Below are 15,437 nucleotides of genomic sequence, written 5' to 3'. Positions count from 1 at the left end.
CGGCCGCCGTGCAGCGGGACCGCGTCGCGGCCGCGCAGGCGCTTGCCACGCGTTATGCGGCGATCGTCGTGCTGAAAGGCTCGGGCACGGTGATTGCGGCACCCGACGGCCGCGTGACGATCAACCCGACCGGCAACGCGGCGCTCGCCACGGGCGGCACCGGCGACGTGCTCGGCGGCCTGATCGGCGCGCTGCTCGCGCAGCGCGTCGCGCCGTACGAAGCGGCGCTCGCGGGCGTCTACCTGCACGGGCTCGCCGCCGACACGCTGACCGCGAACGGCATCGGCCCGGCCGGGCTCGCCGCGGGCGAACTCGCGCCGATGGTGCGCACGCTGATCAATCGCCTTTTTTATCCGTCGCCGCGCGCCGACACGTAACGCCGCTATACTGACTGCCCCGCCGCACGGCGGGCCCTCTCGTCCGCCGGCCTTCCGATCCCGATGAGCCGGCGCGGCATTCCTCCCGATTCACGCTTCACTCGAACCGCCATGACGCTGAATTCGCTCCCCGCCTGGACTGCCCTTCAATCCCACTTCGAACAGATCCGTCACGCCCGGTTGCGCGACTGGTTCGCGCCGGAAAACGACCGTGCGCCGACCCGCGCCGAACGCTTCACGATTCCGGGCGGCGGTCTCGCGGCCGATTTCTCGAAGAACCGCATCGACGACGAAACCCTGCGCCTGCTCGTGCAGCTCGCACGCGACGCAGGTGTCGAAGCGCGCCGCGACGCGATGTTCGCGGGCGAGATCGTCAACCCGACCGAAGGCCGCGCCGCGCTGCATACCGCGCTGCGCGCGACCGACCCGCAAGCGCCGTTCCACGCGCAGGTGAGCGCCGAGCGCGCGAAGATGGCAACCTTTGCGCGCGCCGTGCGCAGCGGCACCTGGACGGGCTACACGGGCAAGCGCATCCGTCACGTGATCAACATCGGCATCGGCGGTTCCGATCTCGGCCCGAAGATGGTCGTGCATGCGCTGCACCACGTCGCGACGCCGGAAATCTCGACCCACTTCGTGTCGAACGTCGACGGCGCCGATCTCGCGCGCGTGCTCGAACAGGTCGATCCCGAGGAAACGCTCGCGATCATCGTGTCGAAGACCTTCACGACGCTCGAGACGATGACGAACGCCCGCTCGCTGCGCGACTGGTTCGTCGCGCGCGGCTGCCCCGAGGACGCGCTGTCGAAGCACTTCGTCGGCGTGTCGGCGAACCCGGCCGAAGTCGTGAAGTTCGGCATCGCCGCGGACAACGTGTTCGAAATGTGGGACTGGGTCGGCGGTCGCTATTCGCTGTGGTCGGCGGTCGGCCTGTCGATCATGATCGCGATCGGCCCCGAGCAGTTCGACGAACTGCTGGCCGGCGCGAACGACATGGACCGCCATTTCCGCGAAGCGCCGCTGGAACGCAACCTGCCGGTGCTGCTCGGCCTGATCGGCATCTGGTACCGGAATTTCTTCGGTTCGCAGAGTTATCTCGTCGCGCCGTACTCGGAAGCGCTGCACTACCTGCCGTCGTACCTGCAGCAGCTCGAAATGGAGAGCAACGGCAAATCCGCGCGCCTGGACGGCACCTTCGTCGATTACCCGACGTCGGCCGTCACGTGGGGCGAGCCGGGCACCAACGGCCAGCACGCGTTCTTCCAGATGCTGCACCAGGGGCCGACGATCGTGCCGATCGACTTCATCGCGGTGCTGACGCCCGAGCATCCGCTCGCGAGCCATCATCCGAAGCTGCTCGCGAACTGCTTCGCGCAGAGCGAGGCACTGATGCTCGGCCGCACGCTCGACGAAGCGCGCAAGATCGCCGGGCCCGGCAAGGAGGCGCTCGCGCCGCACCTGACGTTCCCCGGCAACCGCCCGACCACGACGCTGCTCGTCGATGCGCTGACGCCGCGCACGCTCGGCGCGCTGATCGCGCTTTACGAACACAAGGTGCTCGTGCAGGCAACGGTGTGGGACATCAATCCGTTCGACCAGTGGGGCGTCGAGCTCGGCAAGATTCTCGGCAAGGTGGTCGAGGCCGACCTGTCGGCCGAGTCGGTCGATCCGGCGAAGCACGACTCGTCGACCACGGCGCTGATCGAGCGCGCCCGCGCGGCGCTGAAGCGCTGACGCGACGGCGTCATGCCCGTGGCGGCCGCGCGGCCCACCCTGCGCGGCCGGCAGAACGATTCACGCGTGGCGCTATGCCGTATGCGGTGTGACGATGCGGCCGGTGTCGAGCGTCACGGTCGTCTCGCAGCGGCGCGCGAGTTCGGCATCGTGCGTGACGAGCACGAGCGTGGCGCCGTGCGTGCGGTTCAGTTCGAACATCAGGTCGATGACCGCATGGCCCGTCGCCGCGTCGAGACTGCCGGTCGGCTCGTCGGCGAACAGGACCGCCGGGCGCGTGACGAACGCGCGCGCGAGTGCGACGCGTTGCTGCTCGCCGCCCGACAACAGCTTCGGGTAATGCGCGGTGCGTTCGCCGAGCCCGACCTGCACGAGCAGCGCGCGGGCCCGGTCGGCTGCCTCGCGCGCGCTGATGCCGCCCCGCAGCTCGAGCGGCAGCATCACGTTCTCGAGCGCCGTCAGGTGCGGCATCAGCTGGAACGACTGGAACACGAACCCGACCGCGCCGTTGCGCAGCGCGGCGCGCTCGTCCTCGTCGAGCTGGTCGAGCACGCGGCCGAGCAGGCGAACCGTGCCGCTCGTCGCGCTGTCCAATCCCGCAAGCAGGCCGAGCAGCGTCGATTTGCCCGACCCGGACGCGCCGACGATCGCGAGGCTGCTGCCCGGCTGCACCGCAAGCGTGATGCCGTCGAGGATCGTCAGCTCGCCCGTCGCATCGGCGACCCGCTTGCATACGTCATGGACTTCGATGATCGGATCGGTAATCTTGAACATGAACACGACATTTCGCTGGAAAAGACGCACGGCGCTCACCGCGCTGCTGGGCACCCTGTTTGCCACCACGCTACCGGCACACGCCGCGACGACGCCGACATCGGGCCAGCCCGTGATCGCCGTGCTCGGCGACAGCCTGTCGGCCGAATACGGGCTGCCGCGCGACACCGGCTGGGTGGCCTTGCTGCGGCAGCGGCTCACGACCGAGCGAATCGATTATAGCGTCGCGAACGCCAGCGTCAGCGGCGACACCACGAGCGGCGGCCGTGCGCGGCTGCCCGCGGTGCTGCAGCGGCTCAAGCCGTCGATCGTCGTCGTCGAACTCGGTTCGAACGATGCGCTGCGCGGCGTGCCGCTCGCGACGACCGAGCAGAACCTGCGCGACATCATCGCCGACGCGCGACGCGCACAGGCCCGCGTCGTCCTGGTCGGCATGTACGTGCCACCCAACTACGGCCCCGACTACACGCAGAAGTTCCACGCCGTCTATACGCGACTGTCGAAGGATCTCGGCGTGCCGCTCGTGCCGTTCCTGCTGGCCGGTATCGAGAACAAGCCCGAGATGTTCCAGGCCGATCAGATGCATCCGTCGCAGCAGGCGCAGGGCGTGCTGCTCGACAACGTGTGGCCGGCGCTGAAGCCGCTGCTCGGCAAGCCGCGCGGCTGACGCCGCCGCCCGGCCGGAAAACGAAAAGCCCCGCTCGAAGCGGGGCTTTTTGTTGCGTGCGAAACGATGCTCAGTCGTCGCCGTCCTGCTTCTGGCTGGATGGCGAACCGTACAGCTTGACCTTCGAGCGATCGCGCAGCGCGCTCAGATAGGCCTCGCCTTCGCTCTGTGCATCGACTTGCGCCATCTGCTGCTGCGCGGCCGCCAGTTGCTGAGGATCGACCGCCGAACCGGGGATCACCGCGTTCACGCGGTAGATCGCATAGCCATCCGCGCCGAGATCGACCCCGACGTAGGCCGGCAGCGTCTTCGCATCGACCTTGTAGACGGCGCTCAGCGCAGCCGGCGTCAGGCCTTGCGACTGCGTGCGCGACACCTTCTGCGCAGCCGAGAACCCGTCGGCCGATTTCGACTTCTGCAGTTCGGCGAGCTTCGCCGCGCCATCCTTCTTCGCGAGTTCCGCAGCCTGCTCGGCGACGACCTTCTGACGCACGACGTCCTTGATCGCGTCGAGCGCGGGCACGGCCGCCGGCTTGTAGTCGGTCACGCGCGCCGAGATCAGCGTGTTGTTGCCGACGTCGATCGCCTGCGTATTGTTCCGGTTCTTCACCGAGTCGTTCGCGAACACGGCAGCCAGGAACTTCGGATTGTTCAGCGGGCTCGTCGGCGGCAGCTGCGGATTCGGCGTCGGCGTGACGGTGGCCGCCTGGATCGTCAGCTTGTACTTGTCCGCGGCCGGCTGCAAAGTTTTCGCCTTTTCGTAGACGGTCGACGTGAAGCCTTCCGCGTTGTCCGTGAACGCCTTCGACGCGTACTGCTGCTTCAGGTCGGCCGCGATCTGGTCCTTCACGTCCGCGAACGGCTTCACGGCCGCCGGCTTCACTTCGGTCGCCTTCAGGATGTGGAAACCGAGATCCGACTGCACGACACCGCTCACGTCACCCTGCTTGAGCGCGAACGCGGCATCGTCGAACGCCTTGCCGCCGGCCGTCGAGCCGCGCGTGATGAAGCCAAGGTCGCCGCCCTTCGCCGCCGACGGCGCGTCCTGCGAGTTCTTCTGCGCGATCTGCGCGAACTGGTCCGGATGCGCCTTCACGTCGGCGAGCAGTTGCTCGGCCTTCGCCTTGGCCGCTGCCTTGTCGGCCGCGCTCGCGCTGCCCGGTGCGGCGATGAAGATGTGGCTCACGCGCACCTGCGCTTCGGTGCGGAAATGCGTCGGGTTGTCGTCGTAGAACTTCTTGATGTCCGCGTCGGTCGGCTGCGCGCTCGCGGCGGCCGCGGCCGGCGAATAGACGAGGTACTGGATCGTCGCGGTCTCCGGCGTCGCGAAGCTCTGCTTGTGCGCGTCATAGTACGCGGTGAGCTGCGCGTCGGTCGGCTGGACCTTCGCGGCGAAGTCGCTCGTCTTCAGCACGAGCGCCTGCACTTCGCGCTGCTGCGCGGCGAGTTCGGACAGGCGTTGCGCGAGGCTCTTCGGCGTGAACGCGCTCGACACGATGCTGGCCGGAATCTGCTGCAGCGCGAGGCTGTAGCGCACGCGCTCCTGATACTGCTCGGGCGTCATCCCCTGGAACGACAGCAGCTGCGCATAGCGCTCGACGTCGATCGAGCCGTCGGGCTTCTTCAGCGACGCGATCATCGGGTCGCTCATCAGTGCGTCGCGCACGGCATTGTCCGATGCGGTCAGGTGCAGACGTTGCGTCTCGTCGGCCAGCACGCGTTGCTGGATCAGGCCGTCGAGCACCTGCTTGCGATGCTCGGGCGTATCGAACATCTTGATGTCGAACTGCCCGCCGAGTGCCTGGCGCGCCTGGTCGATCTGCTGGCGGAACGCGCCGTCGAATTCGACCCGCGTGATCTTGTGCCCGTTGACTGCCGCGACGTTCGCACTATCGTCGAAGAAGCCGCGGAAGCCTTGGATCCCGACGAAACCCAGCCCCGGCAACACGATCAGGAGCAGGAGCGCCATCATCAGGCGCTGGTGATTACGGAAGAAATCGAGCATGCGTGACGGGAAAATTGGACAAAACGCCCGATATTACAACATACGGGGTGGGACGGGAGAAAAGCGGCGACGCCCGCGGCAGGCACCATCGGAAGTACGAGCAAAAATACCCGCCTTTCGGCACGGGGCGCACGCCATCACCGGCCCCCTCCTCGCGAAGCTCCGACAGCCACTCGCCCAATTGTCGCCCTCCCATCGCGGCGGCCCGGGCTCGCGGCACACGATCATTCGTTCGCCGAGCGGGCTTGCCTGATGCGGCGCAGCCGCCATCGGCACCGACGACCGCAAGGCAGGGCCGGGGCCGCGAATCGAGCCAGTCAATGGAAGACGCCGGACACCGGGGCACACGACACAAGCCTGGCATGCGCGTCCGGGTCTTTGGCCGCGAGCAATGCGACGGCCGGAAAAACGACAAGGATCGACCGCACGACGCCGATCGGCCGATACCGCCCTAACGAGTCGTCGGACTTTGCATATCGAAAATAGATCGTTCGTGCCGCATCGCAAGCCGGATACGCTTTCCGCGCCGTGCAGCCCGTGCCACGCTCATCGACGGAACGATGAAAGGGTGCGGCCCATTCGACCATTCGACCATACCGCACCATTCGATGAGTTTTCTTCACCACGCGCGCCTCGTCGCATTCGCTGCCTCCGTCGGCCTGCTGGCCGGCTGCAACGGGGACAGCGTCGACAGCTCGGGCGCTTCGCCCGCCGCGACGGAAAATGCCGCGAACAGCGCCACGCTGTTCACGCTCCCGCTGTACCAGTTCTACGCAACGCGACAGAGCTACATCGCTCAGGGCCTCGCGCCGAATACGTTTCTGCACAATCGCCAGCTGTCCGATGCTTCGTCCACCTCGGTGACGAAGCCCAATCACGACACGCTGTATTCCATCGCCATGCTTCAACTGGACGCGGGCCCTGTTCAGATCGACACGCCCGCCAGCGGCACCCGCTACTTCTCGCTCGCGCTGATGGACGCCTATACGAACAACTTCGCGATTCGCGGCACGAGCGCCGACAACGGCGTCGCGAAGGTCTTTTGGGTCGTGGGGCCGAACTGGCAGGGAACCGCCCCGGCAGGCATCACCGTGCTCCGCTCGTCGACCAACGCGGTGTGGGCATTGGCGCGGACTTACGTGAGCGATGCGAACGATTATCCCGCGGCGTGGGCCGTCCAGAATCAACTGGTCGTGTCGCGACCCGCCGGAACCGGTGTCGCGGCGTGGGACAGCGTGGACACGCAAAAGCCGCCCGGTTATGCCAACTGGCCATCGTATTTTCAGTACGTGAACCGGCTCTTGAAAAAGAGTCCGCCGACGCCGCAGGATACGGCCGTGCTGACGAACGCGCTCGACGTGATAGGCATAGGCCCGACGCAGACCTTCAACCCGTCGTCTGCCGACGCGGCATCGATCGACGCAGGCGCGGCACAGGCGCTGGCGAGTCTGACGGGCGGCGGGACGCAGCAAGCCGCCGCCCAGACGAGTACCGACGCGAATGGCTGGACAGGCGGTCCGGCCGATGTCGGCAACTATGGAACCCAATACACGCTACGGGCGCGCGTTGCGCTGAACGGCCTCGGTGCGCTGCCCGGCAGCGAAGCGATTTACTACACGAGTACGGGAGCGGCGAACGCGTCGGGGGCGAATTACGACGGCAACGGCGTCTATCAGATGACCTTCCCGGCGGGACAGCTTCCTCCGGCGCGCGCCTTCTGGTCATTGACGCTGTACGGCGGCACGAACCAGGCGCAGGCATTCTTTTATCCGAATCCCGATCGAATCTATGCGCTGTCCTATCCGGCGTCGAACTTTCAGTTCGCGAGCGACGGCTCGCTCGTGCTCACCATCAGCCATGTGCGACCCGCGGGCGTACCCGCCAGCAACTGGCTGCCGGCTCCCGCTGGCGCGTTCAATCTGACGCTGCGCACCTACCTGCCGGACACCCCGCTCCTGAACGGAACCTACAAGCTGCCGCCGGTGATACGCGTTCAGTAAGGCCTCCCCGCGCGAGCCGGAAAACCGGCACCTCTGCGCCGAGAACCATGAAAAACCCGCGATCGCGTTCGAGCCGTCGCGGGTTTTTCGTTCCGGCGGCCGCGTGCCGGCGTTTCCTGTCGTATTGTTTGCTGCCACTCCGCTCGCCGGGCATCGCAAGGTCGAGCCTCGCCGGCGATCATCCCCGCAGTCACGCACCGCACACGAATCGAACGCACAAACAACCATGCCCGCACGAGGCGGGCATGGTTGTTTGTTTGGCGGAGCGGACGGGACTCGAACCCGCGACCCCCGGCGTGACAGGCCGGTATTCTAACCGACTGAACTACCGCTCCTTGGTCTGGCTGAATCCGGAAACTGGTGGGTGCTGAGGGGTTCGAACCCCCGACCTACGCCTTGTAAGGGCGCCGCTCTACCAGCTGAGCTAAGCACCCGTTTCCGATTCGTTCTGACTGCGATCTGCGTTTCCGCATCAACAATCAGCGAGCCCGCAAGTTTAATTCATCCCCGATCATTTTGCCAAGCCTGAACGTGAATTTTTTTAAACGCCCGCACATGCGTTTGGGATGCCCATAAAAAAACCCGCGGACACGCCGCGGGTTTCGTGAGCCACCGTCAGCAACGACGGCGCTCAGGGTCTCAGTGCTTGACGACTTCCGTCGAGCCGGCATCCTTCGCCGCCTCGCCGACCGGTGCTGCCGCCTTCGCTTCTTCTTCCGGCGGCAGCGGCGTCGGCGAACGCTCGAGCGCGAGTTCCAGCACCTTGTCGATCCAGCGGACCGGCACGATCTCGATCGCGTTCTTCACGTTGTCCGGAATGTCCGCGAGATCCTTCACGTTCTCTTCCGGAATCAGCACGAGCTTGATGCCGCCGCGATGCGCGGCCAGCAGCTTTTCCTTCAGCCCGCCGATCGGCAGCACTTCGCCACGCAACGTGATTTCGCCCGTCATCGCGACATCGGCACGCACGGGGATACCCGTCAGCACCGACACCAGCGCGGTCGTCATCGCACCGCCTGCGGACGGACCGTCCTTCGGCGTCGCGCCTTCCGGCACGTGAATGTGAATGTCCTGCTTCTCGAACGCTTCGTCCTTGATGCCCAGACGCCGCGAACGCGAGCGCACGACCGAACGCGCAGCCTCGACCGACTCCTTCATCACGTCGCCGAGCGAACCCGTGCGGATCACGTTGCCCTTGCCCGGCATCACCGCGGCTTCGATCGTCAGCAGATCGCCGCCGACTTCCGTCCACGCGAGGCCGGTAACCTGACCGACCTGGTTTTCCTTCGCCGCGAGGCCGAAGTCGTACTTGCGCACGCCGAGGAACGTGTCGAGGTTCTCGCCGTCGACCTTGATCGCGCCCGATGCCTTCTTCAGCAACAGCATCTTCACGACCTTGCGGCAGATCTTCGACACTTCCCGCTCGAGCGAACGCACACCGGCTTCACGCGTGTAGTAGCGGATGATGTCGCGGATCGCCTGCTCGGTGACCTCGATCTCGCCGTCCTTCAGCCCGTTGTTCTTCTTCTGCTTCGGCAGCAGGTAACGCTGGGCGATGCTGACCTTCTCGTCTTCCGTGTAGCCCGACAGACGAATCACTTCCATCCGGTCGAGCAGCGGCGGCGGGATGTTCAGCGAGTTCGACGTCGCGACGAACATCACGTCCGACAGGTCGAAGTCGACTTCGATGTAGTGGTCGGCGAACGTGTGGTTCTGTTCGGGATCGAGCACTTCGAGCAGCGCCGACGACGGATCGCCGCGGAAATCCATGCCCATCTTGTCGACTTCGTCGAGCAGGAAGAGCGGATTGCGCACACCGACCTTCGCAAGGCTTTGCAGGATCTTGCCCGGCATCGAACCGATGTACGTCCGGCGGTGACCGCGGATCTCGGCCTCGTCACGCACGCCGCCGAGCGCCATCCGGACGAACTTGCGGTTCGTCGCACGGGCGATCGACTGGCCGAGCGAGGTCTTGCCGACGCCCGGAGGCCCGACGAGGCACAGGATCGGCGCCTTGACCTTGTCGACGCGCTGTTGCACCGCGAGGTACTCGAGGATCCGTTCCTTCACCTTCTCGAGGCCGAAGTGATCCTCGTCGAGCACCTGCTCGGCGTTCGACAGGTCGTTGTTGACCTTGCTCTTCTTGCGCCACGGCAAGCCGATCAGCGTGTCGATGTAGTTGCGCACGACGGTCGCTTCCGCCGACATCGGCGACATCAGCTTCAGCTTCTTCAGCTCGGCATCGGCCTTTTTCTTCGCTTCCTTCGGCATGCGCGCGGCGTTGATGCGCTTCTCGAGTTCCTCGAGATCCGCCCCTTCCTCGCCTTCGCCGAGTTCCTTCTGGATCGCCTTGACCTGCTCGTTCAGGTAGTACTCGCGCTGGCTCTTTTCCATCTGGCGCTTCACGCGCCCGCGGATGCGCTTTTCGACCTGCAGGATGTCGATCTCGGCTTCGAGTTGCGCGAGCAGGTGCTCGAGGCGCTCGATGACCGGGAACATCTCGAGGATGTGCTGCTTCTGGTCGAGCTTCAGCGGCAGGCGCTCGGCGATCATGTCCGCGAGGCGGCCTGCTTCGTCGATACCCGACAGCGACGTGAGGATCTCCGGCGGGATCTTCTTGTTCAGCTTCACGTACTGGTCGAACTGCGACACGATCGCGCGACGCAGCGCTTCCGTTTCGGCGCTGTCCGCGTGATCGGGCTCGAGCGGCATTACGTCGCAGGAGAACTGCGTCTCCTGTTCTTCGATCGACAACGCCTTCGCGCGCTGCAGGCCCTCGACGAGCACCTTCACGGTGCCGTCCGGCAGCTTCAGCATCTGCAGGATGTTGGCGATACAACCGACCTCGTACATGTCCTTTTCGGTCGGTTCGTCCTTGGCCGCGGTTTTCTGGGCGACGAGCATGATGTGCTTGCCGCCTTCCATCGCTGCTTCGAGGGCCTTGATCGATTTCGGCCGGCCCACGAAGAGCGGAATCACCATGTGCGGGAAAACGACGACATCCCGCAGCGGCAGCAGCGGGAGCGTGATGCGTTCCGGCGGAAGAAGTTGGGTGCCTGACATTTCATTTCCCCATGAGTGGAATCAATTGTTCGGTAATTGAGGCCGCCACAACGAATTGCAAGCCTTCAAGTGCGGGAAATATTCGGTAAGAAAGTAACCACCGCGTGTCGAGTCAGAGTTACCCACAAGATAAACGAAAAAAAGCCGCCCACGGTCTCATGAACGGCCTTTTTCGCTGAACATCGTCGGCAAGCCGGTCAGTTCGAACCCGCCACCTTCGGCGTGTCCTCGTAGATCAGCAAGGGCTTGCCGTCGCCATCGATGACGTTCTCGTCGATGATGACCTTGCTGACCCCTTTCATCGTCGGCAGCTCGTACATCACGTCGAGCAATGCCTGTTCGATGATCGAACGCAAACCGCGCGCGCCGGTCTTGCGGCGGATCGCCTTGCGGGCGACTGCCTGCAGCGCGCCCGGCCGGATTTCCAGCTCGACGCGCTCCATCGCGAACAGCTTGTGATACTGCTTGACGAGCGCATTCTTCGGCTCGACCAGGATCTTCATCAGCGCGGCTTCATCGAGCTTGCCGAGCGTCGCGACCACCGGCAGGCGGCCGATCAATTCGGGGATCAGACCGAATTTGATCAGGTCTTCCGGTTCCGTTTCGCGCAGCACCTCGCCCGCGTCGCGTTCCTGCTTGCTCTTGACCGTCGCGCCGAAGCCGATGCCGGTTTTCTCGGTGCGATCGGTGATCACCTTTTCGAGACCGTCGAACGCGCCGCCGCAGATGAACAGGATGTTGGTCGTGTCGACCTGGATGAAATCCTGGTTCGGGTGCTTGCGGCCGCCCTGCGGCGGCACCGACGCCATCGTGCCCTCGACGAGCTTCAGCAGCGCCTGCTGGACGCCCTCGCCCGACACGTCGCGCGTAATCGACGGGTTGTCCGACTTGCGGCTGATCTTGTCGATTTCGTCGATGTAGACGATCCCGCGCTGGGCCTTGTCGACCTCATAGTTGCAGTTCTGCAACAGCTTCTGGATGATGTTCTCGACGTCCTCGCCGACGTAGCCGGCTTCGGTGAGCGTCGTCGCGTCGGCAATCACGAACGGCACATTCAGCAACCGCGCGAGCGTCTGCGCGAGCAGCGTCTTGCCGGAGCCCGTCGGGCCGATCAGCAGGATGTTGCTCTTCGACAGCTCGACGTCGTCCTTCTTGTCGAGGTGCTTCAGGCGCTTGTAATGGTTGTACACGGCCACGGCGAGGATCTTCTTCGCGCGCTCCTGACCGATCACGTACTGATCGAGGATGTCGCGAATTTCCTGCGGGCTCGGCAGATCCGACCGCGACAGGCTGGCCTCGACGCCGGCGGCAGCCGCCTCGTCGCGAATGATCTCGTTGCAGAGGTCGATACATTCATCGCAGATGAACACCGACGGGCCCGCGATGAGTTTTTTCACCTCATGCTGGCTCTTCCCGCAAAACGAGCAATACAACAGCTTCTCGCTGTTCGAACCTTTTTTGTCCGCCATGAATGTAGAGCCTCCGGACAGGTAAATGACATGATACGCCGAATGCTCCGGACGCCGCGCCTAGGGCGCGACCGGAGCCGGCCGGATGCGCTTGCCGCAGATGCTCGGCGCGTGCGGAACATCGCCGGGGCGCCGCGCGAATCGGGGCGGCACCCCACTTAAGGTCACGGGCGCTTCAGCAGCACCTGATCGATCAGCCCGTACGCCTTCGCGTCTTCGCTCGACATGAAGTTATCACGGTCGGTGTCGCGCGCGATGCGCTCGACGTCCTGACCCGTGTGTTGCGCGAGCAGCTGGTTCAGCCGCTCCTTCAGGTAGAGGATTTCGCGGGCCTGGATCTCGATGTCGGACGCCTGGCCGCGCGCGCCGCCGAGCGGCTGGTGAATCATCACGCGCGAGTTCGGCAGCGCGAAGCGCTTGCCCTTCGCGCCCGACGCGAGCAGGAACGCGCCCATGCTGGCCGCGAGCCCCATGCACAGCGTCGACACGTCCGGCTTGATGAACTGCATCGTGTCGTAGATCGCCATGCCGGCCGACACCGACCCGCCCGGGCTGTTGATGTAGAGGCTGATGTCCTTGTCGGGATTCTCGCTCTCGAGGAACAGCAATTGCGCGACCACGAGATTGGCGGTCTGGTCGTTCACTTCGCCGACCATGAACACCAGGCGCTCCTTCAGGAGACGCGAGTAGATATCGTACGAACGCTCGCCGCGGCCGCTCGTTTCGACGACGATCGGCACCAGCCCCAGCGCTTGCGCCTCGAAACCCTGCGGCGCGTTCGAAGCAAGCATGTCCAGCAATTCAGCGCGAGTGATCATTCAATGAACCTTGTTCGAATGGAAAATTGAACGGAAGGAAGCCGCCCGCTCAATCGCCATATTAATGGCAACCGTGCGCTTGACGTAAAAACGGCGTGCGGGCCGTCGCTCCGACAGCCGGCACGCCGCTAGAGCAGCACTTACGCTTGCGCCGATGCGCTCGCGAGTGCCTCGAAGCTCACTTCCTTGTCCGTCACCTTCGCCTTGCCCAGCACGAAATCGACGACGTTGCTTTCAACGACGAACGCTTCCATCTCGGCGAGGCGCTGCTGGTTGGAATAATACCAGCGGACCACTTCCTTCGGGTCTTCGTAGCTCTTCGCGAACTCGTCGACTTCCGCGCGGATCTGTTCCGGCTTCGCTTCCAGGCCGTTTGCCTTCACGAGTTCGGCCAGCACGAGGCCCAGCTTCACGCGACGCTCGGCCTGCTCGGCGAACATTTCCGCCGGGATCGGCGCGTCCTTCGCGTTCGGCACGCCGCGCTGCGCCAGATCCTGGCGAGCCATTTCGACGAGGCGTTGCTGGTCCTGCTCGATCAGCGCCTTCGGCACCTCGAGTTCGGAGATCTTCAGCAGCGCGTCCATCACCTGGTTCTTGACGATCGACTGCGTGCGGCGCTTCGCTTCGCGCTCGAGGTTTTCCTTGATCTCGGCGCGCATCTTCGTGAGGTCGCCGTCTTCGATGCCGAGCGACTTCGCGAATTCGGCGTCGATTTCCGGCAGGTGCGGCCACTCGATCTTCTTCATCGTGACCGTGAACTGTGCCGTTTTGCCGGCGACGTCCTTGCCGTGGTAATCCTCAGGGAACTTCAGGTCGAACGTGCGTTGTTCGCCGACCTTCAGGCCCAGCGCCGCCGTTTCGAATTCCGGCAGCATCCGGCCTTCGCCGAGCACGAACGGGAAATCTTCGGCCGTGCCGCCCTGGAACGCGACGTCGTCGATCTTGCCGACGAAGTCGACCGTCACGCGGTCGCCGTTCTTCGCCGCGGTGTCCGCGCCGCCGTCGCCGTGCTCGCCGGCTTCGCCGCGGGCGTGGAAGTGCACGCGCTGCTTGCGCAGGATGTCCAGCGTGCGGTCGATTTCGGCGTCGCCGATCGACGTCGTCGAGCGCTCGACTTCAGCCGTCGCCAGATCGCCGATCTTCACTTCCGGGTAGACCTCGAACGTCGCGTCGAACGCGTATGCGTCCTCGGCCTGTTCCTGCTTCGGCTCGAAGCTCGGCTGGCCGGCGACGCGCAGGTTTTCCGCGCGGCTGATCGTGAAGAATTCCTGGCCGATCTTGTCGCTCAGCACTTCCGCCTCGACCTGACCCGCGTACTGTTGCGCGACCATCTTCAGCGGCACCTTGCCCGGGCGGAAACCCGGCATGCGCACGTTCTTCGCGAGTTTCTGGATACGGGCGTCGATTTCCTTCTGCACCGTGTCTTTCGGCAGGGAAATCGTCACGCGGCGTTCAAGCTTGCCGAGGTTCTCAACAACGTTAGCCATGGCTTCAATCGTCCTAAAATTATTCGAGCGAATCGGGTTTTCCTTGCCGTGCCTGCCTGCGGCCGCGGTGCGTCGCACGCGCTCGCCGCGCCGGAGCGCCACGCCATCCCTGCACGCGCCGGATGGCTAGCGCAAGCGGCTCGGAGCACGGCTTTGGCCGGAAGAATCGACTATTCTAGCAAACAATTTTCCTCGTACCGCCAGATCAGCACGTCGCACCTGCATCCCCGCCGGGCAGACAGCCCCTCGCACCGCAATGCGAGCGGATCGCGGCTATGCCGAACGCCGTATCCTCCCCAGCCCCGCCATCCTGTAAGCTCCGATGGAGCGTGACCCGCCATGACGGTCCCGCCATTCTTCACACCAATCACGCCTTCCGGAGACACCATGCCGCAACACCCGTCCGCGCCTGTCGTCGTCATCGCGCCCGATTCGTTCAAAGGTTCGCTTTCCGCCGAACAGGTCGCGGACGCGATCGCCACCGGCATCCGCCGCGCGCGGCCCGACGCGGTCGTGCGCTGCTGCCCGATGGCCGACGGCGGCGAAGGCACGCTCGACGCGATGCTGGCGGGCGGCGGCACGCGGCGCACGCTGCGGGTGGCCGGCGCGTCGCTCGCGGCACGCGACGCGGCGGTCGGCGTGATCGACGCGCGCACGGCGATCGTCGAGACGGCCGAGATCGTCGGCATTACCGACGCAGTCGGCATGAGCGTGCCGGTCGACGCGCGCAGCACGCGCGGAATGGGCGAGGCGATCCGCGCGCTGCTCGACGACGGCGTGCGCCGCTTCTTCGTCGCGCTCGGCGGCAGCAGCACCAACGACGCGGGCGCCGGCCTGCTCGCCGGCCTCGGCCTGCAGTGCTTCGACGCCGGCGGCCAGCCGGTCGAGCCCGTGCCGTCGCGGCTCGCGGATATCGCGCGCATCGACGCGTCGGCACTCGACCCGCGCCTGAAGGACACGGAATTCGTCGGCATGTCCGACGTCGACAACCCGCTGACGGGCGCGCACGGCGCGACCGCCGTGTTCGGCCCGCAAAAGGGCGA

General features: G+C 65.2%; 11 protein-coding genes and 2 tRNA genes. 5 read left to right on the top strand and 8 right to left on the bottom strand.

The window, feature by feature from the left end:
- Positions 1-377 (top strand): ADP/ATP-dependent (S)-NAD(P)H-hydrate dehydratase (locus G3N62_RS29440; RefSeq protein WP_206141376.1); only part of this gene is annotated, 377 nt, incomplete at its 5' end.
- 111 nt (positions 378-488) lie between these two features.
- Positions 489-2,111: a glucose-6-phosphate isomerase gene (gene pgi / locus G3N62_RS29435; RefSeq protein WP_059561747.1), complete on the top strand. Its 1,623-nt coding sequence runs from the start codon at positions 489-491 to the stop codon at positions 2,109-2,111.
- A 72-nt stretch (positions 2,112-2,183) separates the two neighbouring features.
- Here pgi and G3N62_RS29430 read toward each other — a convergent pair whose 3' ends face one another.
- Positions 2,184-2,885: an ABC transporter ATP-binding protein gene (locus tag G3N62_RS29430; protein ID WP_034188765.1), complete on the bottom strand. Its 702-nt coding sequence runs from the start codon at positions 2,883-2,885 to the stop codon at positions 2,184-2,186.
- On the opposite strand from G3N62_RS29430, the gene G3N62_RS29425 reads away from it, so the two are divergent.
- Complete coding sequence (locus G3N62_RS29425) at positions 2,884-3,552, top strand: arylesterase (RefSeq protein WP_034188766.1); 669 nt, start codon at positions 2,884-2,886, stop codon at positions 3,550-3,552. The genes G3N62_RS29430 and G3N62_RS29425 overlap by 2 nt on opposite strands.
- Before the next feature lie 70 nt (positions 3,553-3,622).
- On the opposite strand, the gene G3N62_RS29420 is transcribed toward G3N62_RS29425, so the two are convergent.
- The gene (locus G3N62_RS29420) at positions 3,623-5,557 is read right to left on the bottom strand and encodes a SurA N-terminal domain-containing protein (protein WP_124669706.1); all 1,935 of its coding nucleotides are present in this window, start codon (positions 5,555-5,557) and stop codon (positions 3,623-3,625) included.
- 608 nt (positions 5,558-6,165) lie between these two features.
- Between G3N62_RS29420 and G3N62_RS29415 the strand changes: the two genes are divergently transcribed.
- Positions 6,166-7,557, top strand: a complete 1,392-nt coding sequence (locus tag G3N62_RS29415; protein ID WP_175027194.1) for a DUF1254 domain-containing protein — start codon at positions 6,166-6,168, stop codon at positions 7,555-7,557.
- A gap of 258 nt (positions 7,558-7,815) precedes the next feature.
- Here G3N62_RS29415 and G3N62_RS29410 read toward each other — a convergent pair.
- The 6 genes from G3N62_RS29410 to tig form a co-directional block, all read right to left on the bottom strand.
- A tRNA-Asp gene (locus G3N62_RS29410) sits at positions 7,816-7,892 on the bottom strand.
- Positions 7,893-7,915: 23 nt separating this feature from the next.
- Positions 7,916-7,991: transfer RNA gene (locus G3N62_RS29405), tRNA-Val, on the bottom strand.
- Between the two features lie 205 nt (positions 7,992-8,196).
- The gene (gene lon, locus G3N62_RS29400; protein WP_012328699.1) at positions 8,197-10,620 is read right to left on the bottom strand and encodes an endopeptidase La; all 2,424 of its coding nucleotides are present in this window, start codon (positions 10,618-10,620) and stop codon (positions 8,197-8,199) included.
- Between the two features lie 197 nt (positions 10,621-10,817).
- On the bottom strand, positions 10,818-12,089 hold the full coding sequence (gene clpX / locus G3N62_RS29395; protein WP_006489345.1) for an ATP-dependent Clp protease ATP-binding subunit ClpX: 1,272 nt from the start codon (positions 12,087-12,089) through the stop codon (positions 10,818-10,820).
- 164 nt (positions 12,090-12,253) lie between these two features.
- Positions 12,254-12,907, bottom strand: a complete 654-nt coding sequence (gene clpP / locus G3N62_RS29390) for an ATP-dependent Clp endopeptidase proteolytic subunit ClpP (protein ID WP_010092137.1) — start codon at positions 12,905-12,907, stop codon at positions 12,254-12,256.
- A 140-nt stretch (positions 12,908-13,047) separates the two neighbouring features.
- Entirely contained in the window at positions 13,048-14,394 is a 1,347-nt protein-coding gene (gene tig / locus G3N62_RS29385) for a trigger factor (protein ID WP_034188768.1), read from the bottom strand.
- A 387-nt stretch (positions 14,395-14,781) separates the two neighbouring features.
- Here tig and G3N62_RS29380 point away from each other — a divergent pair.
- A partial coding sequence (locus G3N62_RS29380; RefSeq protein ID WP_206141375.1) for a glycerate kinase occupies positions 14,782-15,437 on the top strand: 656 nt, incomplete at its 3' end.

Origin of the sequence: Burkholderia sp. Tr-20355 (assembly GCF_017104685.1) — a bacterium.
GTDB lineage: Bacteria > Pseudomonadota > Gammaproteobacteria > Burkholderiales > Burkholderiaceae > Burkholderia > Burkholderia seminalis.
The sequence above is the reverse complement of the archived record's forward strand: the minus strand, read 5'-3'. Positions and strand labels throughout refer to the sequence as shown.

Coding starts and splice junctions, on each gene's coding strand:
- lon (WP_012328699.1), bottom strand. CDS start 10,620: ATGTCAGGCACCCAACTTCTTCCGCCGGAACGCATCACGCTCCCGCTG.
- clpX (WP_006489345.1), bottom strand. CDS start 12,089: ATGGCGGACAAAAAAGGTTCGAACAGCGAGAAGCTGTTGTATTGCTCG.
- G3N62_RS29425 (WP_034188766.1), top strand. CDS start 2,884: ATGAACACGACATTTCGCTGGAAAAGACGCACGGCGCTCACCGCGCTG.
- G3N62_RS29415 (WP_175027194.1), top strand. CDS start 6,166: ATGAGTTTTCTTCACCACGCGCGCCTCGTCGCATTCGCTGCCTCCGTC.
- tig (WP_034188768.1), bottom strand. CDS start 14,394: ATGGCTAACGTTGTTGAGAACCTCGGCAAGCTTGAACGCCGCGTGACG.
- pgi (WP_059561747.1), top strand. CDS start 489: ATGACGCTGAATTCGCTCCCCGCCTGGACTGCCCTTCAATCCCACTTC.
- clpP (WP_010092137.1), bottom strand. CDS start 12,907: ATGATCACTCGCGCTGAATTGCTGGACATGCTTGCTTCGAACGCGCCG.
- G3N62_RS29430 (WP_034188765.1), bottom strand. CDS start 2,885: ATGTTCAAGATTACCGATCCGATCATCGAAGTCCATGACGTATGCAAG.
- G3N62_RS29420 (WP_124669706.1), bottom strand. CDS start 5,557: ATGCTCGATTTCTTCCGTAATCACCAGCGCCTGATGATGGCGCTCCTG.